The organism is uncultured Neptuniibacter sp. (assembly GCF_947498015.1).
GTDB lineage: Bacteria > Pseudomonadota > Gammaproteobacteria > Pseudomonadales > Balneatricaceae > Neptuniibacter.
Genome location: NZ_CANMIR010000012.1, coordinates 16,516 through 42,965, shown reverse-complemented (window position 1 = coordinate 42,965; position 26,450 = coordinate 16,516). Strand labels below are relative to the sequence as shown.

The following is a 26,450-nucleotide window of genomic DNA, read 5'->3' as shown; positions in this document are numbered from 1 at the left end:
TGTGGTGACAGAGTAATGGGCCTTAATGGAAAAAGCCTGATGCATGCATCAGGCTTTTTATTACGTGTAGCAAAGGTTACAGGCTAAAACATTAACCGTAGAGCGCCATCTTAACGATAAAAAGCACCGGTAGAATCAGCATGGCTGAGTTCAGCATATTGATACGGCCAGTTAGTATTTTCAGTACCGAGTAGGAGATAAAGCCCAGTGCGATGCCTGTGGTAATTGAGAAGGTCAAAGGCATTGTCACAGCAGCGATCACAACGGGTGCTGCTTCAGTGATATCGTCCCAGTCGATTTTAACCAGGCTGTGTGTCATCAGCACTGCGACAAAAAACAGGGCAGGGGCTGTCGCATAAGCTGGAATCGTGCCTGCTAGAGGGGAGAGGAAGAGTGATAACAGGAACAGTATACCGACTACAACAGCGGTGAGTCCGGTTCGACCACCGACCGCAATACCTGCACTAGACTCTATATAGCTGGTGGTTGTGGAGGTTCCCATAACGGCACCGGCCATCGTTGCACCTGAGTCTGCCATCAGCGCGCGACCAAGGCGGGGAAGCTTATTATCTTTATCCAGCAGATCGCCTTTCTGTGCGACTGCGATCAGTGTTCCTGAAGTATCAAACAGGTCGACAAACAGAAAGGAAAAGACGATAGCGATCAAACCTACTTCCAACGCAGAGGAGATATCTAATTGTGCGAAGGTTGGGGCAAGACTGGGTGGTGCAGAGACAATTCCCTGCAGCTGAACCTGACCGGCAAAGATGCTGATCAGGGTAACCAGTAAAATCCCGATCATGACCGAACCTGTCACTCGTCGATGGTAGAGTGCAGTAATGACAACAAAGCCAAGGCAAGCCATGATGGCCCCCCAGCTTGTCATATCGCCGATTGTGACCAGAGTGGCAGGATTATCGACGACAATCCCCGCATTTTTCAGTGCAATAAACGCAAGAAATAACCCTATGCCCGCGCCGATGCCCCCGCGAAGAGAGAGCGGGATGCTATGAATAATCCACTCGCGAATACGGAACACGGAGAGTAGGAAAAAGCAGATGCCGGAGAGGAAGACGGCTCCCAATGCTACCTGCCAGCTATACCCCATCTGTCCGACAACGGTAAAACTAAAGAACGCGTTAAGGCCCATGCCCGGTGCCATTGCTACAGGGTAGTTTGCCCATAGGCCCATAATCAGACAGCCGATTGCTGCGGCCAGGCAGGTGGCTACAAAGACCGCTCCCTGATCCATCCCCGCTGCTGCCAGCATGCTGGGGTTAACGAAGATGATGTAGGCCATGGTCAGATAGGTGGTGACACCGGCCAGCACTTCCGTTTTTACGGTTGTGTTGTGCTCTTTGAGCTTAAAGAGTTGTTCCAGCATGTTTCGCCTTTTTGCTCTCTGGGATAAGAAAGCGGGCTATTTTAACCAGATGTTAGCGGAAAGTCGTATGATTTTATGTGTGCGGGAAGTGAGACTGGACAGATAAAAAAACGGGTACCCGGTTTTGATTTGGGGCACCCGTTGTGTGAACTTAGTTATAGCAGCAGTATAGCGGGTTTAATCAGGCTTCCGCTTTCTCTTTGACTATTGGCTTATCTTCTTCGCCATCTGCAAAGATAACCTCATCTTCTGGTCGGTGACGCCCCATCAGTTTAGGACGTTCGATCAGGAAGTAGAGTAGAAGGCCGATCACCACCGCATAGACCGTGGATTTTGGATCGGGCATTGCCAGCGTTACCGCAACAATACCTGCTACACCACGCTCAGTTGGATTTTTTAACTGCTCCATACCCACCATGATGCAGATATATGCAGTCAGGATCAGCGTCAAGGACAGGGCGATAGGCAGTACCGGCTTGAACAGGGTCACTAGCGGTAGGATAAATAGGGCAACCAGACCAGTAACCCAGAAGGTACCGCCACCACTGTAGATAGAATCCATCGCTTTACGGCCCATTGCATAGCGTTCTGCAACAGTCGCGTGTGCTGCCGTCCATAATGGTCCTGCCAGACCCGGCCATGGGGCCAGAAATGCATGAATACCGTTACGTAGCGCTGTGACCAAGTGAACACGGTCAACGCTCTCTTCGATCGATTCATCTTTGCGTAGGTGGTCGACACGTTTAACCAGCGTGAAGCCAACAATGATGTCACCAAACGCAATAACGTAGGCGATCAGAGCGGTTGGGATCGCTAATAGGAAGACATCCCAACCCGGGAAGCCTACCGTAAAGGTAAGGTACTGAAGCATCAAACCAAAATCGGGTTGGGTAATACCCCACTGAATATCTGGAACAGCATATTCACCGGTGGTCCAGCCGATAATCATAGCGATGATCATACCGGGAACCATACCGAAATTAGCGATACGCTTGGCCAGTGAGCTTTCATTCATAATGTTCTTGAATGAGAGAGAGAACAGGATATAAGCAGAGATGATTGAACCAACAATCAGAGAGATCGGTGTAGCATCTACACGACCACCAACCTTAAGCTCACCCATCATTGCTGCGATCCCTGCACCGATGATGATACCCGCTTTCAGTGAATTAGGGATGACATCAACCAGCTTCGAACCTAAACGGGTGATACCCAGTATCAGGAAGATCAGGGTTACTTCAATCTGAAGTGCAAACAGCGCTTTGATCGCTTCCGGCCCAGGCTCAAATCCTTTCAGGTAGAGCAATACTACGGGTATTGCCGGTGTGATCCAGCCAGGTACAAGGGGAACACCTAAAAGTGCAGGTAAACAGTAACAAAGGCCTGCGACGAAGGTGAATGCCAGAGCTGCCTCATATGGCATTCCCAGGTATTTTTCCAGCAGGGGAATCATTGCCAGACCCACCACGAACATGATCAGGCCCTGGATCATCTCCGGCGTTTCCCAACGGTAGTGGACAAAAGGTAAGCGAATTTTGAATGGACCGGCACGCCAGTATGGCTGCTCAGCTCCAAATTCTCGTTTTAATAGCGGCATTCTTAATTCCTTCAGAAGCGTAGTGGGGCACAGTACAGGTGTGTAAAGCCACCCAGACAGTGGGGTATTTAACCGCGCACAGTAGAAACAAAGAGTTTTTCGGAACTTTTTCTAAAAGTTAACCAAATGTAACAAGGGGATTATCCTTTAGGCTTAGCCGCTATCATTTTTTGTGTTTTTGAGGGGGGGATCACTTGGATGTTAAGCAGAGTGCAAACAGTTCATTCTGGCTGCTGATGTTCATCCGGGCATAGGCCCGTTTTCGATAGGTGTTTACGCTCTCTCTCTTGATACCCAGATCAAGTGCGATCCCCTCTGAGCTCATGCCCAACAGAATGCGGGCACTCACCTCGGTCTCTCTAGGAGTTAATTGCGCATTTATTAGTTTGAGACGCTCTACAAGATGGTTGATCTGGACCTCTCGGGTCATGAAGTTAGAGAGTGAGCCTGCAAGACGACTATGTTTGATCATAAGCCCGGACAATAGATCGCGCAGATGGGTGATATCGTCAAGCTCATCATCTGAAAACTCCTGCTCAATTCGGAACAGATTCAGACAGTATGCTCCTTTGTCAGCGGCGCTGATGATAGAGACTCGATCCATGATACCTATCTCCCGGTACCATAACTGGCGATAGCCACCGTTACCTATCTCATCAGGTTTGAGGCGTTTCACCAGCACCTCCTCTTCATCCTTAATTGAGCTGACCAGTGACTTATTGGGATCGTACTGTGAATAGGTAGAAAGATAGAGCTGCTGTTGGGCTGGTGATATGGGGTGATCCGGGGTGTTGGCGGAACAGATGTAAGTTATTTCACCTTCAGGGTGAAAATGGAGCAACGATAGATGATCTGGTCGGCAGATAGGTTCCAGTGTCTTCAGAAGTATGTCAGAAAAACCACTGTTACCCAGTGATAAGATCAGGTCAGCAACTGCTTTTGGGGGGAATTTATCTGACATTCTCTTCGCTCTTGTCTGTTCTGTCCCCCCCTATGGGGACAGACGTAGGGTTGCCTCTACAGTAGTCTGATTAGATCGCTAAAACAGAGGGGAGTCCAGTATGGCGCATATCGAACCTTTACAGAATAATGAAGTGGATGATGAACTTCGTACTATGTTTGAACACTATGAAGCCACGCGAGGTTTCTGCCCGAACAGTGTGAAAACAATGGCGAGACGTCCCAATATATCAAAAGCGTTTGGTCGTTTGAATCAGGTGATTTTGTATGAAGGAAGTGTTGCTGAGGATTTGAAGATGCTGGTTGCGCTGGCGAGTAGTGTGGCTTCTGGTTGTCAGTACTGCCAGTCTCATATGACGAATCTCTCCAGTATCTACAATCTTTCGGATGAGAAAATTGCAGCGCTTTGGGAGTTTGAAACCAGTGCGCTGTTTGATGGGGGTGAGCGGGCTGCCATCCGTCTGGCGTTGAAGGCGGGGAACCTGCCGAATGAAACCTCTGAAGAGGATTTCACAGAATTAAAGCGGTATTTCTCTGAGGGTGAGATTGTTGAGATTGTGGCGACAATTGCGCTGTTTGGGTATCTGAATCGTTGGAATGACACGATGGCCACCCAGCTGGAAGAGCTGCCTGCAAAGGTTGCCCAAAGAGCGATAGGTTCGACCGGGTGGGAACCGGGGAAACACCAGTAATCATCAACTGAGTCCACTGGGACTCAGTTACCCTAAGGGGTGTATTTATATTAAATTATCAGAGGGCGTGAGTAGCTGTTTCCCCAAGTGTCATCACAGCTTCTGCTATGGCTCCGGCGAGAACGCCGTTGAGTGCTTGAAGCAGCGTTGCAATGTTCATCGAAAGCAGCATACTTTTACCCTGGCTGAAATCTGCGATCAGTCCTTTAACACACCCGGCAGCTCTATGTCCGCACGGACTCCTGAAACCTGCTCGGCGTTGAGAGCAAGCTCTTCACCTAAAACACCCGCTGTTTTTCATACTGCAGTCTTTGTCATGCTTACAACATCATCCAGAAGTGTTGCAATGTCATCGATAAAGGCGAGAAGGCTTGATGTTAAAATGATACAAAATTAGTTAATAAGTTCACGACTAATGCATCATGTACTACCCTGGGTTTTGCTATAAAAATAAGGGGCAACCTAAAATAAATATAAGAGAAACCAGAGTAGGACCGCTGAGTTAATGGCAGAAACGATTTCCAGTTCTAATACCGCTATCTGGGCATACAATTTACAACAGTCTCGTATACTCTGGGGTAATCAGATTGCGGCACAATGTTGGGGCGTTGCAACGCTCGAACAGTTAGTTGATCTTGCACCCAATTCACTGCAGAAACTTAGTGATGAAATGGACAGGTCCGATCTGTTTACGCTTCAGTTTCCTTCGGGTGAGCGCCGTCGTTTCCATGTTGAAAAGCTATCTGGGGAGGTCTACCTCGTCAGTGAAATTCCCGGTTACCCTGAGCTGACAAAAACACTGCAATCCCACCAATCGATACTGGATCATAACAGCCTGGTCTCAACTTACGATGAGCAGGGGGTGTTGATTGAGCGCTCGGGGCTGGCTCGGGAGATGCTCGCTGAGGATCAACTGAATTTTGTAGATCGTTTCACAGATAAAGATCAGGCTTTGATGGTCTGGCAACAACTGGAGCATCAGGATTATTTTGAGGGGCACTATCTAACCGAAAATCCCGAAGGGGAGCGCTGGCATATCATTCAGGTGAGTAAAATATTACTGGCGGATGATGGCTGGATCGTTCAACTGCGCGAACTCGATGTTGATCAATTTATCCAAAATGAACAGCAGCTGCGTAATACTCTCTGCGAACAGGAGGTGATCTTCGAGCACGCCGGGACAGGGATCTGTTTTATACAGGACGGGCCCAATCATGATCGCCAGATCATGCGCTGCAACCGAAAATTCGCTGATATCTATGGTTACACAGTGGATGAACTGATCAACCAAAACAGTTCAATCCTTTATTCGAATGAGGGGGAGTACCAGAAGCTGGGAAATTCCGCTTATCCCAAATTGATGGATGGCACCCTCTACACTCAGCGTTTGCGTATGAAACGCAAAAACGGAGAGCTATTCTGGACCCAGATTCGTGGCAATATTATCTCTACTCACCAACCCGGGTTGGGTTATATCTGGATCGTCGAGGATATCGATGAGCAGGTTAAATCAAATCGGGCTTTAGAGTCGATTCTCAAAGAGCAGAACCTAATCCTTGATTATGCAATGGTAGGTATTGTTTTCCTGAAGAACCGTACAGTAACCCGTTGTAATCGTCGTTTTGAGGAGATGTTTGGCTACGACCCCGGCGAACTGGATAACAGTTCATCCCGTCAGTGGTACCTGACCGAAGGTGATTGGATTGAAGCAGGAAAAGCCTGTTATGAGCCGCTTTCCGAGGGGAAGGTTTATCAGGGTGAGATGCTTCTGAGTCGTAAAGACAAAACGCCAGTCTGGTGTGAAGTTAGAAGTAAGGCGATTGATCCAGCGAACCTTTCTGAGGGTTCGATCTGGATTACGATGGATATCTCTAAACGCAAGGCCGCAGCAGAAGCCTTAGCCAAAGCACATGATGAATTGGAGCAACGTGTTGCTGAGCGAACTGAAGAGTTAGCGCATGCAATCAGTGACCTTCACATGGAGATTAATGAGCGAAAAATGGCGGAGGAGCGGGTTAAGCATATGGCGCTGCACGATGCGCTGACCGGCTTACCAAATCGTATTTTGCTTGAAGAACGATTGGAGAGTGCCCTTCGTCGAGCCGAGCGTGGGGAGCATCAGATCGCTGTACTCTTCATCGATCTGGATCGCTTCAAGATGGTAAATGATTCCTTAGGGCATCATGAGGGAGATCAGTTACTGATTGAGGTGGGTTCACGCCTGCATGACATTATCAGAGGCGCGGATACGGTCGCCCGTCTGGGGGGAGATGAGTTTGTTATCGTCCTGGACCCTCTCCAGACCGTTGAAGAGGTGAATCACATTGTTGAGCGTATTCAGAGTGCGTTTCAACGTGAGATTAAGCTGGCGCTGCAACATGTCTTTGTTACGCCAAGTATCGGGGTCGCGCTCTATCCCGACGATGGTGAAACAGCGATTCAGTTGATGAAAAATGCGGATGCAGCGATGTATCACGCAAAAGATTCCGGGCGCAACTGTGCTCAGTTCTTTAATCGAGGGTTAGACGACTCATTAAAAGAGCGCATCACTCTGGAAAATGCGCTCTATCAAGCGTTGCAGGATTCACAATTCGAACTCTACTACCAGCCGCAGGTTGATGTGATTACCCAGCAGGTTATAGGTGCTGAAGCCCTGATTCGTTGGATCCATCCTGAAAAAGGTTTAATCCCACCTGACGCATTTATCCCACTTGCTGAGGAAACTGGCCTGATCATTGATATCGGTGACTGGGTGCTGGATAACGCATGTCAGCAGTTGGCTACCTGGCAGCAACGTATACCCGGCTTTGTTGTGTCGGTGAACCTTTCTGCAATGCAGGTCCATCAGGCACAATTTGTTGAGAAGATAAAAACGACGACCTCCCGTTACCCACTCACACAAGATACATTAGACCTGGAACTGACCGAAAGCATGATTATGCGTAATGCGGAGGAGACCATTTCTGCGCTGGATCAGCTGCATGAACTGGGTATACAGATTAGCATCGATGATTTTGGTACCGGCTATTCGAGTCTGAGCTACCTGAAGCGGTTTCCTCTGGATAAACTCAAAATCGATCGCTCTTTTGTACAGGATATTACAGCCGATACCGATGACGCGATGATCTGCCGTACGATTATTTCTATGGCTCACAACCTCAATCTGAAAGTGATAGCCGAAGGGGTTGAGACTAAGGAGCAGCTGGATCTGTTGAGGGAGTACGGGTGTGAGCTATTTCAGGGCTATTACTATTCCCGACCGCTACCAGTCGGTGAGTTTAATCAACTGTTGGTTGAAAGGGGCGTTGGGTAAAGAGTGTTTATCGAACGACGTGTTTCAATTGCAGTAAACCGTTCCATAAAAACCACCAGACAGATCGATCACTGTGCAGGTCTGTGTGGTTAGGCCCTGACAGTGTTGTGATGCTACGATATCGTAGGAGGTCCTATGAGTTGAAGGGATCGGCCACGCATATAGGCGATTAATAGTGGCTATCAGAGCTCTTAATCTAACTATCAATTCGCGCGTTTTTGCTGCTGGCGACAGGTCAGCAGCATCGCCCAGAACTCAGCAAAATCATTGACCACTACATCCGGTTTGTAAGGATAGCGCTCACTGCCTGGGAAGATTTTATTAAGCCAGGGTTGATCCCACTGGGCACCATTGAAAAAAACGCTGGTGATGCCTGCCGACTTGGCAGCGATCACATCAGTAGTGCTGTCGCCGACATACCAGATATCCTCACCCAGGCTGATATTCAGGTTATCAGCGGCCTTTAGTATCTGATCGGTGTGGGGTTTGCGCTGCACCGTATCATCGCCGCAGATCTCAGTATCGAACAGATGGGCCCAACCTCCATCAACCATGTTGAGTTCATGCAGGAAAAACTCACGGTCACGGTTGGTGATCACGCCAACGACCAGTCCCAGTTTACGTAAGCCTGCCAGCATCTCACCCACTTTGGGTTCAAAGGGCAGGGCTGTACCAAAATATTTCCGGTAGTGATCAGTAAACGTTTTGTGCGCAAGTTTTTTAGCGACCTCGTTTTCGGCAAATAGTATTTCGAAGATATCTGTACGGGATATTTTGCGATCCAGCTTAATCTTGGGGTGCAGGCTCAGATTCTCACGGACATATTCAACCAGTCGCTGATCATCTGGGGATTTACAGCGAGCTGCATCTACCAGATGCTCTAACAGGCCTATTTCCCGGAGTTCTTTGAGCATATCGTCCACAGCGTGGTACATCGCATCCAGGGTATCTACCAGAGTGGCATGCCAGTCAAACAGGATGACGCTAGGGTAGGTTAGAGAAGCAATAGCCGGATGCCAGTCGGGTTCCTCACGAGGTGGTTGCAATTGACGCGGCGGCAGTCTGTCAGGCCTTAGCTGAAGTTGCTCGGGTGTAAAGGAGTGATCACTGCTCTGCAGCACCAGATCGAGTAGTTCATCAAAATCATCGACAATAATGTCAGGGTCATATTGATGATGGGCCGTTTCGGCAAAAACCTGTTCAAACCAGTGGGGTGTCCAGAGGGCTCCATTATAAAAGACCCGTGTGACTCGGGCTCTGGTAGCAGTCATCATATCGGTAACACTGTCTCCGATATACCAGAGGTGAGAGTCGGCATCTAACCCCAGAGGCGAGGCCGCTTGGGACATTGAATCCGGGGCGGGTTTATAACGGTGCATCTCGTCACCGCACAAGGTGACATCAAATAATCCCTGCCAGCGCCCTTTTTCAACACTCGCCAGTTCAGGTTCAAGGAACTCTCTACTCCGGTTGGTAACGACTCCAATTCTTATCCCGAGCTGTTTCAGGTAGGTCAGGTATTCGTACATTCCGGCCTGGAACGGTTTAACACTACCGTAGTGATTACGATAACAGTCGTTATAGGCTTTGTGAGCGATCGTATTCGCAACATCATTGTCTCCGAAGAGTACTTCAAATACATCGGTGCGCGATATCCTCTGCTCTGCGAGAACACGTGGATGCAGATGCCGATAGATTCGAATATAGCGGATCAGCTTCTCGTCATCTTCCGTTTTAGCATCTGTTTCAGGCAGGATATGTCTTGTAAGATCCAGTTCATCCAGTTGTGAGAGCATCTCCTCTATGGCTTGGTACATTGCGCCATGAGTATCAACCAGGGTGCCATGCCAATCGAATAGCATCAGCTTGGGATAGGGGAGTACAACAGGGTCCATTTCAGATCTCCTCAGCCAAAAACAAAGAGGGCATAGAGATCAGTATAGACAGAATATCGGTAATAAAAGGCCACCACTGAGTTAACAGTCGTGGCCTGATCGATTAGTGGGCGGGCTTACACTGCAGCAAGCAGCTTTTCCAGTTTTATCTGGTCTGCTGCAAAATTACGGATCCCCTGGGCCAACTTCTCTGTGGCCATCGCATCTTCATTCATCATCCATCGGAATTCTGATTCGGAGAGCGAGAGTTTACCCTGTGGTGATTTTGCGGCTGTACTGTCCAGTTTAACCGGTAGAGAATCTTGATTATCTTCCAGCTCCTGCATCAGGGCGGGTGCGATGGTGAGACGGTCGCAACCAGCCAGCTCCTGAATCTCACTGATATTACGGAAACTGGCACCCATGACGATGGTGTTGTAGCCGTTAGACTTGTAGTAGTTGTAGATGCCGGTAACGGACTGAACACCAGGGTCATTTGCACCCGTGAAGTCACCCTCTTCGTTGGCTTTGTACCAATCAAGAATTCGGCCAACGAATGGCGAGATCAGGTAGACACCTGCATCCGCACATGCGGCGGCCTGAGCAAAACTGAAGAGCAGTGTCAGGTTGCAGTTGATCCCCTCCTGCTCAAGCTGGCGGGCTGCCTGAATACCCTCCCAGGTGGAGGCTATTTTGATAAGAATGCGCTCTTTTTCGATGCCGGCATCTTCATAGAGAGCGATCAGCTTGCGAGCGCGTCGCAGGGTGGCCTCAGTATCAAAAGAGAGGCGTGCATCCACTTCTGTAGAGATACGGCCTGGAATGATTTTCAGGATCTCTTTGCCGATCTCAACAGCCAGACGGTCGGTCATGTTATCCAGCACTTCCTGTTCAGACCCGCTCTGATCAGAAGCCCAGTTTTTAGCAGTAACCAGCAGGTTTTTGTACTGAGGAAGCTCTGCGGCCTTGAGCAGAAGTGAAGGATTGGTGGTTGCATCAACAGGTTTGAAGCGAGCGATCGCCTCAATGTCACCGGTGTCTGCAACAACGGTCGTTATCTGTTTTAACTGTTCTAACTGACTTGTCATTTCAATCGGGTCCATTATTAATCGGGAACGCGTTCCAGCGCTTCCAAGAGTACATCAATTGTTGCGCCAGGTTTATGCGCATTTTCGCTAATAAAACGTCGGAACTGCTTTCCCCCTCTTTGAGCGTGGAAGAGGCCAAGCATGTGGCGCAGTATATGATTTAGAGCAGCTCCCTGTGAGAGCTGGTCTTCAATGTAAGGGAGCATCGCCATAGCAGCCGCTTTCCGGCTGATTTGGGATCTGGAATCGGCATAAAATGCCTGGTCTACTTCTGATAGCAGGTAGGGATTCTGATAGGCTTCCCGGCCAAGCATTACACCATCAACATGTTGAAGATGTGTTTTACACTCGTCGATTGTTTTTATGCCGCCATTTATGTGAATCTCAAGCTCAGGAAAAGCCTGTTTGATCTGGTATACCCACTCATATTTTAGCGGGGGAATATCTCGATTCTCTTTTGGGCTAAGGCCCTGAAGGATCGCTTTACGGGCATGTATGATAAACACATTGCAACCGGATTCTTGGACGGTTTCAACAAACTGATGAAGCTCTTCATAGCTGTCCATATCATCAATTCCAAGCCGATGTTTAACCGTGACCGGTATTGATACAGCGGACTGCATCTCAGAGAGACATTCTGATACCAGTGCCGGGTGTGCCATCAGGCAGGCTCCAATCATGTTGTTCTGGACCCGGTCACTGGGGCAACCTACATTCAGGTTAACCTCGTCATAACCATAGTCTTCAGCCATTTTGGTACACAGAGCAAGCTCTTTAGCATTACTGCCGCCCAGTTGAAGAGCAACAGGATGTTCCTCCTGGTTAAAGCGGAGGAAGCGTTCCGGATCTGCATGGATCAGGGCGCCGGTCGTGACCATCTCTGTATAAAGGACTGCGTGTTTGCTGAGAATACGGTGGAAATATCGGCAGTGCCGGTCGGTCCAGTCCATCATCGGTGCAACGGTGAAACGGCGGTTCAGGGTATCTGTGGAGGAGGTCATGAATCTGTTGGCAGTGCTCTGAGTTAAAAACAACCGCGATTATATACTGTCTGCTTCATTTTCGCTGCACAGTATCAATCGCAGCTACCCAGAATAGATATCTGTGACTCTAGCGGCCCGGTTCAAGTGGATTAATACTTAAAACAGGCAGAGTTGATCCTGATTTCCCCAAACAAGAACGATGTTACGTAAATAGCTGGCGCAAGCATCGAATTCTGTCTGATTGCTCAGGCTCCGTCTTGGTACGTCTATATACAGCTCACAATAACCAGCACCATCAGACCACTGCGTTCTTAGTACCCAGTAATTGTTCGCCGGAATGTCATAAAACTGAACGGTGACATAACTCCCGGTATCTTCGCTGCAGTACGGTGTTTGGCCAGCAAACCCACTCGGTGATGGAGCAGTGCTTTTGTCATCCCATTCCGTTGAGCAGGGGCAGTCTTCGCCGGGTGGAGGCGGGGGTGTAACCAGAGCAAGTCCAAAGGGTATAAAGGCGGTAAGAGAGAGGCTCCCTCCATCTGTAGAGAGAGTTACTACATAGTTACCCATCTCATCGACAGCATCGGTTACATCACTGGTAAAGGGAAACTGAAGCAGAGATTCTGTTGAGCTTCCATCCATCGTCAGGGGGACTCCAGCAAGTTCAGCCGCTGCAGAGACTGGATGAAGATCTGCGCCTTCAATCAATACCAGCCCGTTTGTATAGTCTATTTTGACAGCATGGACATCCGGTGGAGGCACTGCAGGGGGGCGAACGGGTTTCGCGGCAAATGCATGACTGTTAAAAAACGTCAGGCAGATAAAAGTAACAGCCAAGTAGTATCTGTTCATATCCCTATCCCCGTGGTTTTTAGGGGTTAACTGCTGGATAAAGTGTAGCCTATAATGGCTCGATTCTAACCTCTGAAGGGGTTTTTATTTCGATCAGAGAGAGTTGGAAAGGTGATGTAAAAAACTGTTCATATCTATCTCATATATGAGGATTGGGTCAGCGAGGCTTAGATGATAGCCTATGACGGCTTTTATCACTGAGATTCAGTTCCTAAAGGAAGATTAAAACGATGCCTGAAACAGAGAGTGGATTTACAGCTAAGAATACAGGTCTGAAGCGTTTTTATTACGCTTCGCTCTATTCATGGAAGGGTTTAAAAGCTGCATATGCACAGGAACCTGCTTTTCGCTACGAAGTCTGGGGCAGTGCAGTATTAATACCGGTCGCCTTTGTTGTGGCGCAAACGCCCATGCAGTTGGCGGCGCTCATCTGTACCTGTCTTCTGGTGATCGCTTTTGAATTAGTTAACTCCGCGATTGAAGCGGTTGTTGATCGTGCCGGGACTGAGTTTCATGAACTTGCAGGGTTAGCAAAAGATCTGGGCTCTGCCGTGGTGATGGTTTCATTGGTCATAGGAGCGCTGATCTGGGGGGCTGTCCTCTGGGAAAACTTTCTCTGAACTTAGGCCCGCTTTACCGATTTCTTAGTGGCTCATAACCGGCCGCAGAGTATATAATTCACGCCAATATTCCTTTTTACAAGAGATTCAAGGACACCAATGACGACTGTTCGTACCCGTGTTGCACCTTCTCCAACAGGTGACCCTCATGTAGGCACTGCTTACATCGCACTGTTCAATCTGGCATTTGCCCGCCAACATGGCGGTCAGTTTATTCTGCGTATTGAAGACACCGATCAGACGCGTAGTACAGATGAATCTGAGCAGAAAATTCTGGATTCATTACGTTGGTTAGGCCTTGAATGGGATGAAGGTCCGGATGTGGGTGGACCGCATGGCCCTTACCGCCAGAGCGAGCGTAAAGCGGATTATGCAAAATACGCGATGCAGCTGGTGGAAGAGGGGAAAGCATTTCTCTGCTATCGGACTTCCGAAGAGTTAGAAGAGCTGCGTGCAGCACGTCGTGCAGCAGGTGGTCATACCGCATTGAAACAGAGTGACCTTGCGCTGCCAGATGCCGAAGTGGAAAAACGTAAAGCGGCAGGTGCTCCTTACGTTGTTCGAATGGTGGTTCCAGAAGGCGAAGGTGCTTGCGAAGTAGATGATATGCTACGTGGCACGATTGAACTGGAATGGGGCATGGTTGATGCGCAGATTCTTCTGAAATCGGATGGCATGCCAACCTACCACCTGGCGAATGTAGTGGATGATCATCTGATGGAGATCACTCATGTTATCCGCGGTGAGGAGTGGATCAACTCGGCGCCTAAGCACAAACTGCTGTATGAATACTTTGGCTGGGATATGCCGAAACTGTGTCATATGCCTCTGCTGCGTAACCCGGACAAGTCTAAACTGTCAAAACGTAAGAACCCGACCAGCATCCTTTACTACCAGCGCATGGGCTTCCTGCCTGAGGCACTACTGAACTATCTGGGCCGTATGGGGTGGTCGATGCCAGATGAGAGTGAAAAGTTCTCTCGTCAGCAGATGTTCGAAAATTTCGATATTCAGCGCGTATCACTAGGCGGTCCGATCTTTGATCAGGAGAAGCTAAGCTGGTTGAACGGGCTGTGGTTACGTGAAGATCTGGACCCTGCTCAGTTTGCCGCAAAATTTCAGGAGTGGGCGCTGAATCCTGAATACCTAATGCAGATCGTACCTCTGATTCAGCAACGTGTAGAAAAGCTTTCTGATGTTGCGCCTTTAGCTAGTTTCTTCCTATCGGGTATGCTGGATATCTCTGAATCTGATTTTGAACATAAATCTCTGGAAACAGCAGATATCCGTCGCATGCTGCAATACTCTGTATGGCTGTTGGATACGGAGAATCAATGGAATAAAGACCGTCTGTTTGGACAGCTTAAGCAGCTGGCTGATGCGATGGGCTTTAAAATCCGTGATTTCCTTTTCCCGCTCTTTATTGCGATTGCAGGAACAAACCAAACCGTTTCTGTGATGGATTCTATGGCAATTCTGGGACCGGATATGAGTCGTGCTCGTTTACGTCATGCTCTGAATGTTCTGGGCGCTCCTTCTAAAAAAGAAGCGAAGCGTTGGGAGAAAGAGTTCCGCGAATTGGCACAAACAATTGAAGGTTAATTCAGTATAAGAACTTATAAAAAAAACCCGCAGATGCGGGTTTTTTTATTTTTTTTCCGATAGTTATCTATACTCAGCGTAAGGAACTGATCTATAACAGGATACTTGTCGTAAAGCAGGAAAAGGCAAGCTCAGTTATTTGTGTGTGGCTTTATCAGGAGCGACTGTGGGATATTTGAGATTATTGGCTTGTTGGATACTATTTTTCGGTGCCGCTTCTCTGGGATCCTATCTTGTCTATCTCTATGAGCAGGTCTGGGAGAGAGAGCAGGAGTACCTGATTAAGGGGGTGGCGACGTCTCAGGCTGCAAGTATCGAGCGAAGGCTGGCACGTTCACTCTCAAGTACCTATCTGTTAAAACATGAAGTGAGATACAACGAAGGCCGGGTGGAAGGGTTTGACCAATTTGCTGAACAGATAATCCGTTCAACCGGCGGTATATCCAATCTGCAGTTAGCACCTGATGGCGTGATCCGCTATATATACCCATTAGCAGGGAACGAGAAAGCGATCGGTCACGACCTGTTGCGTGATGACAAGCGTCGCGCTGAGGCGATGTTAGCTGTCGATGCGAGACAACTAACCCTTGCAGGCCCTTTTGAGCTCATTCAAGGTGGTGTTGCGGTGATTGGGCGTAATCCTGTTTTTATTAATGAGGGTGATCAGGAGGTATTTTGGGGATTTGCATCCGCTCTGATATATCTTGAAACACTCTTGAGCTTTACTGATCTGGATTCACTTGAAACCAGAGGGTATAGCTATGAGATATCAAGAATGCACCCCGATACGGGAAAACCTGAGACGTTCCATAGTTCTCAGAAACAACTGGGTCCACTCACGCAAAGTCATGACATAAACGTTCCTAACTCTGTGTGGACACTGACGGTCAGTCGTCCCCTGCCTGAAAGGCCGTTGGAGCTGTGGGAAGGGGTTGTTATGTCAACTCTGGTCGCTGCTCTTCTTGCATTCCTTCTTGCTTATATCCTTAAAGAGCCCCAAAGGCTCAAACTGATTGTTGCTGAAAAGACGAAACAGTTAAATGACCTCGCATTTTATGATGTTTTAACAGGTCTGGTGAATCGTAGACTTTTTCTTCAGCAGTTAGAGTATGAGATCAAACTGTTACAGAGAACCGGTAAAAAAGCCGCATTGATGTATCTGGACCTGGATGATTTTAAAAAGGTAAATGACACACTTGGCCACAATGCGGGTGATCAACTTTTAATTGAGGTTGCCAACCGCATAAAAGCAACAATGAGAGAAAGCGACATCGTTTGCCGTCTGGGTGGAGATGAGTATGCGATTTTGATGATGAATGTTGATCGAGCAAAAGATTGCAAAGCGATCGCTGAGAAGATTATCAAGAATGTACGACAAGAGATGGTCGTTGAAAATCATACATTGAATGTCAGTTTATCGATCGGTATCACACTACTCCCCGAAGATGCGACGAATTTGCGTGAACTGCTGAATAATGCGGATATGGCACTGTATGAATCTAAAAAATTAGGCAAGAACCAGGCTTCGTTTTTTAATCATTCCCTGCAGGCACAAGCGGTTGAGAGATTAAGAATTGAGCAGGAGTTGAAGATCGCAATCGAGAATGGAGATCTGGAACTTTATTATCAGCCTATTATCAGGCTGGCTAACCGGCAGGTGGTGATGTTGGAGGCATTGATTCGGTGGAATCATCCAGAACGAGGTTTGATCCCTCCCGATAAATTTATTCCTGTAGCAGAACAGTGTGGCCTTATTCTTACGATTGGTGACTGGGTAATTGAGCAGGCCTGTGCACGTGTTAAACGCTCCCTTGAGATTAGTGACCCATTAGTACCGATTGCAATCAATATCAGTGCTAAGCAACTGGCAAACCCCAATTTTGCAGTAGATACCAAGCAGATTTTTAATCGCTACGGTATCGATCCAGCCATGATCGAGATGGAGATCACTGAAACAACGATCATGGAAAATATGGAGGAGGCCTTAAGGCAGTTACGCTTACTCAGAAACATTGGTTGCCGTTGTTCCATCGATGATTTCGGGACCGGTTATTCCTCTCTGGCTCAACTGAAACAGTTACCTGTTGATGCTTTGAAGATTGATCGTTCCTTTGTTAGAGATGTAGAACATGATCATCACGATCGACAGATTGTAGAAGCGATTATTGCGATGGCGCATCGATTGGGCTTAAGTGTTATCGCAGAAGGTGTTGAGAATCAAACTCAGCTTGATTTTATCGACTCGGCAGGTTGCGATCTGGTGCAGGGTTACCTGTTTAGTAAACCTTTACCCTACAGTGAACTCGAGTTTCATGAACTTATTACCTGATCCCTATCAGGCAACCATATGTTTTGATTGAATAAGTTGACACTTAGGTCCGTGCTCATTAATATAGCGCCACCTTCATATGGGGCCTTAGCTCAGCTGGGAGAGCGGTTCGCTGGCAGCGAACAGGTCAGCGGTTCGATCCCGCTAGGCTCCACCAATTCCTTATCTATTTATAATCCCGACTTGTATTCGCTATCAGCGAAAAAGAGTTGTTGATCCTGCTCTGTCACTATTTCCACATAACGTCAGATTTTTCATTCACTGCAGCGGTAAGAAGATCAATAAGCGGGATCGCTCGATTTGCAATGCTCACCTCTGTTTCATCAGTATCTTCGTCAACTACGAGTGGCTGCGTTTTATCAGCATCAACTGCAGCAGTTAGCTTTCGCAGTGCTTCAGGTACGTCCGCCGCCAGAATTGCGCCAGGGACGGTAGTGCTATGTCCCATCATCTCCAGCATGGAAATTCCGATATCGCCAAACATCGTAATATTGCTATAACTATCGGTTGTGAATGTTACTAGCATAAGATGCTCCTTGATTTTTTAACCTTTACTGATGAGTAAAATGCGGCAGAAAGGAAGGGTGTCTTTATTATAGCGTACTGCTCTGTTCGTATGCTTCAGTGGGACTAGGCGCTTATGCCGATACGCAATATCAGAAAAGACTACTGCCATTTCATTGAAAAAGTATCGAATTAGAGTGGAATGGAAGAAGGGCTAGCTACAGTTAAACTGACTATGCGCTAGCGCCTTCGAAAAGTGAGTTCCAGAGCAGGTCGGTTCAACTTCTAGTCCGGCTAGCCACTTGAGATGTTGAGTTAAGGTTTGTAGTTTCGAGCGATCTCACGCAGCTCTTTCAACGCGCCAGCTGCATCTACCTCACGGTCAGCAACGCGGGATAGGTAATCCTCATCCATACCCTTGATCATTGACTGGAACTCTTGATCAATGAGGTCACCAGGCTTCACCTCAAGAATCGAAACCCCCGCTTTTTTTGCAACTTTCAGGCCTTCAGCATCGCCTGCATCCCATGCACGACCTGCCAGAGCGGAGAGCTTCTCGCCGGACACTTTAATTATTGCCTGCTGATCTTCCGGACTCAGCCCTGCCATAAAGTCCGGGTTGAGGAACATAGCAAAGCTCATGGTATACATACCGCCGGGCAGCAGAACGAGCTGTTTTGTAACTTCGTTCAGGCGGAGGGTTTTCTGTTCACCAGCAGGGATAAAGACGCCATCGACCACTCCTTGCTGCATCATCTCATAAACTTTGGGGGCGGGTGCCCCGACGGGTGTAACCTCCATACGCTCGCCTAACGCGCTTTGGATGCCACCTCCCAAACGAATTTTACGGCCCTTCATATCTGCTAATGAGTTGATGGGTTCGGCGAGGTGGATCTGGCCCGGTCCATGTGTAAACAGAGCGGCCAGCGTCAAACCGTCATGTTCATTCGCCTGTTTGTAGTACTTGTTGCTTACCCTCCAGAGAGCTACTGAAGCAGCTTCTGCGCTGGCATTAAGGTTTGGTAGTTCGACAGATTCGGTCAATTTGAATCGACCGGGGATATATCCATGCACACTCCAACTGGCATCGACTACACCATCTTCAACAAGGTCGAACATTGTTTTAGGGTGGCCCATACCATATTCGATCACCATCTTTACCCGACCTTCGGTGGCTTCATCGATCCATTTACCCCAGGTGTCTAAAACGACTGCATTCTGAGGGTGAGTGGGTGGTAGCCAGCTTGCTACTCGCATGGTGGTTTCGGCGAATGTGCTGGTGGCTAACGTCATACCCAGTGCGATACTGGCTACTGGTTTGAACAGAGTTTTTAATTTCATAGTAATTACCTTCTTATTATTTTTTATCTATTTTTGGGGTGAGAATACTTAAGCAGTGTGTTTCAGAGCGGTATCGACGATCTGTATCCAGTGTTTTACGGAATGATGAGTACCTTCTGAGAGGTGGCTAATACAACCGATATTGGCAGACACATATTGATCAGCACCTGAGTTGTCTAAAGCTTGAAGTTTTTTCTGCCGCAGTTGATCTGCCAACTCCGGTTGAAAAATCGAATAGGTTCCGGCTGATCCGCAGCAAAGATGGTTGTCACTCACAGGTTTGAGTTCGAACCCCATTCGGGTTAGAAGTGCTTCTACTGTGCCGGTGAGCCCCTGACCGTGTTGTAGGGAACATGGGCACTGGAATGCCAGACTTGAGGTAGGACTTATGGCTAGGGGTTCCAGAGGCTCGCGACTGAGTACCTCAACCAAGTCCTGAGTCAGGGAGGAGACTCGCTGCGCTTTATCTGCATATACAGGATCGTTTTTGAGTAACTTGCCATATTCCTTAACTGTTGTTCCGCAGCCGCTGGCGGTCATGACAATCGCTTCGCAGCCTTGTTCGATCAGTGGCCACCAGGCATCGATATTACGACGCATGAAATCCAGTCCATCTGCCTGCTGGTTAAGGTGGTAGCTCAGGGCCCCGCAACAGCCTGCTTTTGGTGTGGTGATGAGTGAGATCCCGAGTTGTGCGAGCACCCGGGTTGCTGCAGCGTTGATATCCGGATCAATACCTGGTTGTACGCAGCCCTCCAGTAGTAACATTTTACGAGGGGTATTATCTGTGGAGGTTTTTGCTTTATGAGTCTTAAGTTTTTTCCTAACTGGCACTTTGTTATTGAGTGACTTCGGTAGTAGGGGACGAAATGCCTGCGCTGTGCGTAGCAACGGGGTGAATCGGTTCCGGTAAGGTAAAATGTTAAGAATTGCAGTGCGTAACAGGCGCTGTTTCAGAGTGCGAGGTACGTTCTGATCCACTAGGGGACTACCGATCTCCATAAGGCGATGATACTGCACATTTGAAGGGCAGGTTGTTTCACAGGCTCGGCAGGTGAGGCAGTTGTCCAGGTGCTGTTGTGTGATTCTGGAAACAGGGTTGCCTTCGAATAGCTGTTTAAGCAGGTAGATTCGTCCCCGAGGGCTGTCCAGTTCGTTACCTGTGAGGTTATAGGTGGGGCATGTTGCCAAGCAGAAGCCGCAATGAACGCACTTTCTTAGTATCGATTCCGCCTCCTGAATATGCGGGATCTGTTTGAGTGGTTCAGCAATTTTGGTCTGCATAGTTGTCTTTCATCTCTATTCAAGTAGGTTACAGGTCGGGATAGAGGCGACCCGCATTCAGAATGCCGGCTGGATCGAAGCTCTGTTTAATACGCTTACTAAGGGAAAGCAGTGCCGGGCTGAGTGGGTGAAACCGGGTAGAACCTCGAATCCCGCGATCCACAGCTGTGGCATGGCCCCCATTGGCTTCCGCCCACTGAAGAATGTCGGAGTCGCTGGCTTCGCTATATATCCAGCGTTGAGCGCCACCCCACTCAATAAGTTGATCTTTAGCTATTTCTGTCGGAATAGGGTTTGCTGCGGGTGGCAATGAGAGGCGCCAGCAGATCTGCTCAGACTGAAAAAATGGGTGCTGTTGCTCTTTGATCTGTGACCAGAGGTGTTCGTCTCTCAGAGGGGCCCCACCGATTATCCGCGCTGCAGAAGGGACACCCATTGCTGTACCGGAGAGGCGAATATAGAGTTGATCGTCATGAAACAGAGTGGCTGAGATGGGCAGCGGTTGGCGTCCCAGTTCACTTAACAGCCTGTGCATCTCCGCTTCAGTGCAGTTGAGTACTTGGGTCTCTTCATAGTTGGGGATAGGAACCACTTTCAGACTCACCTCCAGTAGTACGCCAAGAGTCCCCTGAGCACCACACATCAACCGTGATACATCATAGCCCGCTACATTTTTCATCACCTGACCACCAAAGCGCAGGATATCCCCTTTACCGTTGATCATCGTTACGCCTAGAACGAAGTCGCGTGCTGCACCACTAAATGGGCGCCGGGGGCCGGATAATCCGCAGGCAATGGTGCCCCCCAGAGTCGCATTGGGATCATAGTGGGGCGGCTCAAAGCCTAACATCTGGCCCTTTTCAGCCAGGACCGCTTCGATTATATGGAGTGGGGTTCCTGCTCGTGCGGTTATCACCAGCTCCGAAGGTTCATAGCTAATGATTCCCTGATAATCACAGAGCGAAATCGTTTCTCCCTCAACCGGAAGGCCATAAAAACCTTTACTGCCCCCCCCGGAGATCGCAAGAGGCTGTTTCTTTACATAGGCCTGGCGTACCTGCTCAGCTAACGCCTGTGCATGATCGTGAGCTTGATCCTGAGTCATAGCCATCAAGGAGGGAGGAGATATAGCTTGCCTCATCAGAAACGCTCCAGATGGGGGAATGGCATCTCACCTTGATGCACATGCATTGCATTGAATTCGGAACAACGAGCCAGGGTCGGGATCTGCTTGCCGGGATTGAGTAGTTGTTTTGCATCAAAAGCTTGTTTGAGGGCATGGAACTGTTGTAGTTCGGTGGAGGAAAACTGCAGGCACATCTGGTTTATCTTCTCCAGGCCGATTCCATGTTCGCCAGAAATGGTACCTCCAACTTGGATACAAAGTTCAAGAATGCGGGTACCTAGTTCAAAAGCACGCTGGTGCTGCTCTTCATCAGAGGCGTCAAATAGAATTGATGGATGCATGTTGCCATCGCCTGCGTGGAAGACATTAACCACCTGAAGCTGATACTGTTCCGCTAGTTGGTTGATCTGCTTCCATACCTGGGACAGGGCGCGGCGTGGGATGGTGCCGTCCATAATATAATTATCCGGTGCGAGTCTGGCGAGAGCGGGGAATGCCGCCTTACGTGCAGCCCAGATACGTTTGCTCTCTTCGGCATTACTGGCGATCTGAATATCAGTTGCATTGAGATGGGTGAAGATAGCGATGACGTTATTCAGTTCATCTTCAACTTCGGCAACACTACCATCCAGTTCGCAGATAATGATCGCTGCTGCATCTGTTGGGTACCCCGCATGCATTAGCTCCTCGATAGCACAAATTCCGGTTTGATCAATCATCTCCAACCCAGCAGGAATAATCCCGGCTCCGATCACTGCTGCAATGGCGTCCCCCGCATCTTCAATGGTCGCAAAGGCTGCAAGCATGACTCGTGTGCTGGTCGGGATCGGTAAGAGTTTTACCCTAATTTTAACGACGATACCCAAAAGACCTTCTGAACCGGTCATGATTGCGGTGAGATCATAGCCCGCCGCATCCAGTGCTGCGCTTCCAAGAGTTATCAGCTCACCTTCGATGGTCACCAGTTCAAGTTCAAGGATGTTATGTACGGTTAGACCATATTTCAGACAGTGCACACCGCCTGCGTTTTCGGCAACATTGCCACCTACGGAGCAGGCCAGTTGTGAGGAGGGGTCCGGTGCGAAATACAGATTATAGGGTGCAACCGCATCTGAAACCGACTGGTTGCGGACCCCGGGGCCGATTAGGGCTGTACGATTGTTAAGATCGATATCATGGATCTCGTCAAATTTGCTCATTCCAAGCAAAACACCATTTTCAACGGGCATTGAACCCGCGGTTAACCCAGTGCCTGCACCGCGAGCTACGACGGGAATATTTAACTGATAACAGCAACGCATCACGTGCTGTACCTGTTCGATCGTTTCTGGCAGTACTGTCAGCAACGGCAGTTGTCGCATGGTGGTGAAGGCGTCACATTCAAAAGTACGCAGCTGCTCAATTTCTGTGATGATCGATTGCGCAGGAATCAATTGGCACAGCTCTGGTAAAAGGCTGTTCAGTAGATTGTCACGTAAGTTGGCGCTAAGAAGTGTCATGGCGTGATCCAGTTTTCATACGGGAAGAAACACAGATCGCTGTAAGCAAAAGGTGCCTAAATCACATACAGCATGTCTTGGCACCCCATATGTATAAGATATGAGGGCCAAACGGTTTGAAATCAGAAGAATCGGCTGTTGTGTAAGTTAGCGTTTGGAAATGCCATTTCGTCCTGGAAAATCTGACGCCAGTTCTCTGGCATTAGGCATCTTTAACCATAATCGATACAGATGACGTCTGCGTTCCAGTTCGTCGTAATCTTCGAAGCTTGTACGAGAATGGAAAATTGAATAGTTATTAACGAACTGAATATCACCAGGTTCCATCATCATGTCTAATCGGATATCCGGATCAGATAAGATCGAATCAATCAGATCTAAGGCTTCAACTTCCACAGGAGATAGGGGCAAGCCAGCATTTACCTGAGCGATCTCGATATACTGGCGCAAGTACATCGCACTTAACTTACCGTTGTGATAACTAAAGATTGGCGTTAGGCCAACATCACCATCATTAAGGTGCTCTAACAAAAAGTGACGGTGAAGAACCCCAAGGTACTCAGGGTGCTTTTCCAGAATTTCATTAAAGAGGGTCATCGCACTTGATATGCTGCTCATGCCTCCCGATTTCGCTTTACGCAGACACAGCAATCCAACAACGTCGGACAGATCAGCATGATAAGGCAGGTATTCATTCGTCTCATAGACGCGAACCTGTTTTGTATCTTCGGCTCCAATGTTTCTCACATGGCCTAACAAGTCGCCTTTAATATTTTGAGAAACCGGAGTGCCCATATGGAGACCTAAACCGTAGTAAAGGATAGCTGCCTCTTCATCGGTGTATCGCTCAATCGGTAGGCCGCGAATGACAATGAAACCCCGGCCATTCTCTAGTTCTTCATTGAAGTAGCTGATGTCTTCTTGAAGCTCGGTAATTGGGAAATCTTCTTTAGTAAAGTTAGGTGCTTTGAGGCCTTTAGAATTTATATTTTCTAAGGCTTTCTCGAGAACGCGAATTGAGTGATCAGACCACTGATAAATCCAAGACGTATCATCTTTTATATCTTTGCCTTTCCATGCAGATGGGCCTTCTATCTTTTCTTTATGAATGACACTCATTATCTATTCCTCAAAAAAACCTGTTTTTATTATTTGATGTTGATGCTGCTAAACCCTATCGGGTACGTATCAAGCTAATTGGAAGCGATAGAAGCCACTATAATTATGATTTCATATAGAAAAAAATACATAATGGATATGTTATTCCATATCAAAAAGATATACATGAGAATGTCGTTTAGTGACAAGGGGAAGTGGTGTGAAACTCAATCAGTTGAAATACTTTTTGAAAATAGCGGAACTTGGCAGTGTTTCAGCAGCATCAAGGTATTTGTATATAGCCCAACCCGCTTTGAGCAATCAGGTAGCAGCTTTGGAAAGAGAGCTGGGGATAGAGTTGTTTACCCGAACGGTCAAAGGGGTTCAGTTAACAGCGGCAGGGGAGAAGTTATACCACCATGCAACCCTAATTCTGCGGCAGGTTGAAAGTGCCCGAGCGGATGTTAACTCTAATGAATTTTCTCCAAGGGGGGAGGTTCGACTTGTGATTGATGCATCTAAAGCATACAGCCTGCTCCCTCTGCTAGTGACAGAGGCTGAGCGGCGTTTTCCTGATGTTCAGCTGAATGTTTTTGAAGCTATGAGCCTTGAAGCAGCGCAACAGATAGCCGATGGAAAAGTCGATCTTGGGTTAATTCCCAACGCTGCAGACCTTAGTGGAGTCGAAGTGTTACCGGTATATCGAGAGTCATTGTGTCTTGTAGGGAAAAACATAGGATTGGAAGATAATACTGAGACCATTCTATTTGAGCAGTTGGCGGATTATCCCATCGTTGCACCCTCTCGACCACATAATATTCGATTGCACATTGAGCAGGCCGCACTGGAGGCCCGCCGCCCGTTAGATATCCGCTACGAGCAGGATACGGGTTTAGGAATACGTTGTTTGGTTAACAGTGGGATCGCGAATGCCATTATTCCCCGTGATGTCATGGAAGTGGAGCTGCAAAGGGGAGAGATAAGCGCCTTGAAGATAATTGAGCCAAGAATTGAGAGGATTCATTCCTTAGTGCGTTTAAAAGAGCGCCCGGTTACAACGGCTTGTCGTGCGATCGAAGCTTTGATGATTGAATTGGTCGGAAGGCTTTGTGAGCAGAAACTGCTAGATGGAGAGGCTCAAAGTTAGACGAATTAATACAGTTGAAACTTAATTAGTTACGCTACGCCCTATATTAATCAGTGGATACGTAAACTTCCCATAATCTCATCAACTTCTGAGGCCATATCCGGCAAGGATTTCAGAATAGCATCCAGTGGGAATTCTAATGCGGGCCAGTCTTTATGCTGGCAGTATTTAGGAATCTCTTGCCGAAGTACTTCCGCTTTCCAACTAGGCCACTCTGGATTTTTTTCAACGAAGACACTCAACAGATCGGCATACTGAACCAGAATAACTAAGTTTTTGAAGGAATCAGGCGCTTTGTCGATCATGCTGATATTGTATCGATGATGGTAGCGGATCAGATTTTGAACCTCTTTTGGGAGCTGCCATTTAACAGCGGCCTTATAGCCAACCTCAGCATGGGTAAATCCCAATATATGCTGTTCTACCTGAGGTAGTTCTATTGGGCTATTCCACCCCTTACTGTCGATAACCTCAACCGATTTTGCTGAGATCTCAAACATGGCAAAACGGCCAATATCATGTAATAGACCACAGGTGTACGCCAGGTGTTTATCAACCTGCAAGCTGGGCATATGCGAGGCTATAAATCGTGCAAAAATAGCTGTCTCAATTGAATGCTGCCAGATCGCTTTGTGCTCGGGCTTATTTGGGACAAAAATCTTAGCAACAGACAGGGTTGTGATTAACGAGATAATTGTTCCAACACCAACGCGGATCAGGGCTTCCTGTATGTTAGTGATAGGTTTGGTGGGAGCGGCAGATGCTGAATTTGCAATAGCCAGTACACGTGCGGCTAATGGCGGATCGGTCTCTGTTAGCTTTGCCATCTTCTCATAAAAATCATCTGAATCCTGATCAAGATTGATCAGCTCACAGACGACAGACGGAAGTAAGGGAAGAAAATTTAAACGTTCCTCAATAAGTTGTAAGGTGAGCTTTCTCTTCTTCAGTGTCACCGGGTCTCTCTCCAAAAACTATCTACCTGAATTATAAGATTTTATAAACAGGCATTATCACGATTAGCATAGCAGATATGCTTGCAGAGATGGGGATAAGTGCTTTTAATCAAAGATTATTAGGTGGGGAGGAGTGGAGTATAGAAGTTGTTACTCATCGTCCTGGTAGTATTTACTGATCCAGCCTCCGGGAATTAGCAG

General features: G+C 48.0%; 20 protein-coding genes and 1 tRNA gene. 7 read left to right on the top strand and 14 right to left on the bottom strand.

Annotation, left to right across the window (positions count from 1 at the left end; all coding sequences use genetic code 11):
- Window positions 1-91: 91 nt before the first annotated feature.
- From Q0882_RS13830 to Q0882_RS13820, 3 genes are all read right to left on the bottom strand, one after another.
- Complete coding sequence (locus tag Q0882_RS13830; RefSeq protein ID WP_299182863.1) at window positions 92-1,384, bottom strand: NCS2 family permease; 1,293 nt, start codon at window positions 1,382-1,384, stop codon at window positions 92-94.
- A gap of 181 nt (window positions 1,385-1,565) precedes the next feature.
- Complete coding sequence (locus Q0882_RS13825) at window positions 1,566-2,981, bottom strand: solute carrier family 23 protein (RefSeq protein WP_299182862.1); 1,416 nt, start codon at window positions 2,979-2,981, stop codon at window positions 1,566-1,568.
- A 190-nt stretch (window positions 2,982-3,171) separates the two neighbouring features.
- Entirely contained in the window at window positions 3,172-3,942 is a 771-nt protein-coding gene (locus Q0882_RS13820) for a LuxR C-terminal-related transcriptional regulator (protein ID WP_299182860.1), read from the bottom strand.
- 100 nt (window positions 3,943-4,042) lie between these two features.
- On the opposite strand from Q0882_RS13820, the gene Q0882_RS13815 reads away from it, so the two are divergent.
- Together Q0882_RS13815 and Q0882_RS13805 are read left to right on the top strand one after the other, a co-directional pair.
- Window positions 4,043-4,633, top strand: a complete 591-nt coding sequence (locus Q0882_RS13815; RefSeq protein ID WP_299182858.1) for a carboxymuconolactone decarboxylase family protein — start codon at window positions 4,043-4,045, stop codon at window positions 4,631-4,633.
- Between the two features lie 505 nt (window positions 4,634-5,138).
- The gene (locus tag Q0882_RS13805; protein WP_299182856.1) at window positions 5,139-7,946 is read left to right on the top strand and encodes an EAL domain-containing protein; all 2,808 of its coding nucleotides are present in this window, start codon (window positions 5,139-5,141) and stop codon (window positions 7,944-7,946) included.
- 203 nt (window positions 7,947-8,149) lie between these two features.
- Here Q0882_RS13805 and Q0882_RS13800 read toward each other — a convergent pair whose 3' ends face one another.
- From Q0882_RS13800 to Q0882_RS13785, 4 genes are all read right to left on the bottom strand, one after another.
- Window positions 8,150-9,841 carry an HAD family hydrolase gene (locus tag Q0882_RS13800; RefSeq protein WP_299182854.1) on the bottom strand — a complete coding sequence of 564 codons (1,692 nt, stop codon included), beginning with the start codon at window positions 9,839-9,841 and terminating at the stop codon, window positions 8,150-8,152.
- Between the two features lie 116 nt (window positions 9,842-9,957).
- The gene (gene tal, locus Q0882_RS13795) at window positions 9,958-10,908 is read right to left on the bottom strand and encodes a transaldolase (protein ID WP_299182853.1); all 951 of its coding nucleotides are present in this window, start codon (window positions 10,906-10,908) and stop codon (window positions 9,958-9,960) included.
- Between the two features lie 17 nt (window positions 10,909-10,925).
- Window positions 10,926-11,909 carry a tRNA dihydrouridine(20/20a) synthase DusA gene (dusA, locus tag Q0882_RS13790; protein WP_299182851.1) on the bottom strand — a complete coding sequence of 328 codons (984 nt, stop codon included), beginning with the start codon at window positions 11,907-11,909 and terminating at the stop codon, window positions 10,926-10,928.
- Between the two features lie 138 nt (window positions 11,910-12,047).
- Window positions 12,048-12,743 (bottom strand): hypothetical protein, encoded by a 696-nt coding sequence (locus Q0882_RS13785; RefSeq protein WP_299182849.1) that lies wholly within the window; start codon window positions 12,741-12,743, stop codon window positions 12,048-12,050.
- Window positions 12,744-12,973: 230 nt separating this feature from the next.
- Between Q0882_RS13785 and Q0882_RS13780 the strand changes: the two genes are divergently transcribed.
- The 4 genes from Q0882_RS13780 to Q0882_RS13765 all read left to right on the top strand — a co-directional run bounded on the left by Q0882_RS13780 (window position 12,974) and on the right by Q0882_RS13765 (window position 17,451).
- Entirely contained in the window at window positions 12,974-13,363 is a 390-nt protein-coding gene (locus tag Q0882_RS13780; protein WP_299182846.1) for a diacylglycerol kinase, read from the top strand.
- A gap of 99 nt (window positions 13,364-13,462) precedes the next feature.
- The gene (gene gltX, locus Q0882_RS13775) at window positions 13,463-14,965 is read left to right on the top strand and encodes a glutamate--tRNA ligase (RefSeq protein ID WP_299182844.1); all 1,503 of its coding nucleotides are present in this window, start codon (window positions 13,463-13,465) and stop codon (window positions 14,963-14,965) included.
- A gap of 166 nt (window positions 14,966-15,131) precedes the next feature.
- Window positions 15,132-17,294: an EAL domain-containing protein gene (locus Q0882_RS13770; RefSeq protein WP_299182842.1), complete on the top strand. Its 2,163-nt coding sequence runs from the start codon at window positions 15,132-15,134 to the stop codon at window positions 17,292-17,294.
- Between the two features lie 81 nt (window positions 17,295-17,375).
- Window positions 17,376-17,451 (top strand) — tRNA-Ala (locus Q0882_RS13765).
- A gap of 72 nt (window positions 17,452-17,523) precedes the next feature.
- Here the strand turns inward: Q0882_RS13765 and Q0882_RS13760 are convergent.
- The 6 genes from Q0882_RS13760 to Q0882_RS13735 form a co-directional block, all read right to left on the bottom strand.
- Entirely contained in the window at window positions 17,524-17,820 is a 297-nt protein-coding gene (locus Q0882_RS13760) for a DUF1840 domain-containing protein (RefSeq protein WP_299182840.1), read from the bottom strand.
- Between the two features lie 293 nt (window positions 17,821-18,113).
- On the bottom strand, window positions 18,114-19,139 hold the full coding sequence (locus tag Q0882_RS13755; protein WP_299182837.1) for a TRAP transporter substrate-binding protein: 1,026 nt from the start codon (window positions 19,137-19,139) through the stop codon (window positions 18,114-18,116).
- 48 nt (window positions 19,140-19,187) lie between these two features.
- Window positions 19,188-20,423 (bottom strand): glycolate oxidase subunit GlcF, encoded by a 1,236-nt coding sequence (glcF, locus tag Q0882_RS13750; protein ID WP_299182834.1) that lies wholly within the window; start codon window positions 20,421-20,423, stop codon window positions 19,188-19,190.
- Window positions 20,424-20,451: 28 nt separating this feature from the next.
- Complete coding sequence (glcE, locus tag Q0882_RS13745; RefSeq protein ID WP_299182831.1) at window positions 20,452-21,564, bottom strand: glycolate oxidase subunit GlcE; 1,113 nt, start codon at window positions 21,562-21,564, stop codon at window positions 20,452-20,454.
- Window positions 21,564-23,048: an FAD-linked oxidase C-terminal domain-containing protein gene (locus Q0882_RS13740; RefSeq protein ID WP_299182830.1), complete on the bottom strand. Its 1,485-nt coding sequence runs from the start codon at window positions 23,046-23,048 to the stop codon at window positions 21,564-21,566. Before Q0882_RS13740 ends, glcE begins: the two co-directional genes overlap by 1 nt.
- A 147-nt stretch (window positions 23,049-23,195) precedes the next feature.
- Entirely contained in the window at window positions 23,196-24,167 is a 972-nt protein-coding gene (locus Q0882_RS13735) for a TauD/TfdA family dioxygenase (protein WP_299182829.1), read from the bottom strand.
- Between the two features lie 199 nt (window positions 24,168-24,366).
- Between Q0882_RS13735 and Q0882_RS13730 the strand changes: the two genes are divergently transcribed.
- On the top strand, window positions 24,367-25,293 hold the full coding sequence (locus Q0882_RS13730) for a LysR family transcriptional regulator (RefSeq protein WP_299182827.1): 927 nt from the start codon (window positions 24,367-24,369) through the stop codon (window positions 25,291-25,293).
- A 50-nt stretch (window positions 25,294-25,343) separates the two neighbouring features.
- Here the strand turns inward: Q0882_RS13730 and Q0882_RS13725 are convergent, their stop codons facing one another.
- Entirely contained in the window at window positions 25,344-26,249 is a 906-nt protein-coding gene (locus tag Q0882_RS13725; protein WP_299182824.1) for an HDOD domain-containing protein, read from the bottom strand.
- Window positions 26,250-26,450 lie beyond the last annotated feature (201 nt).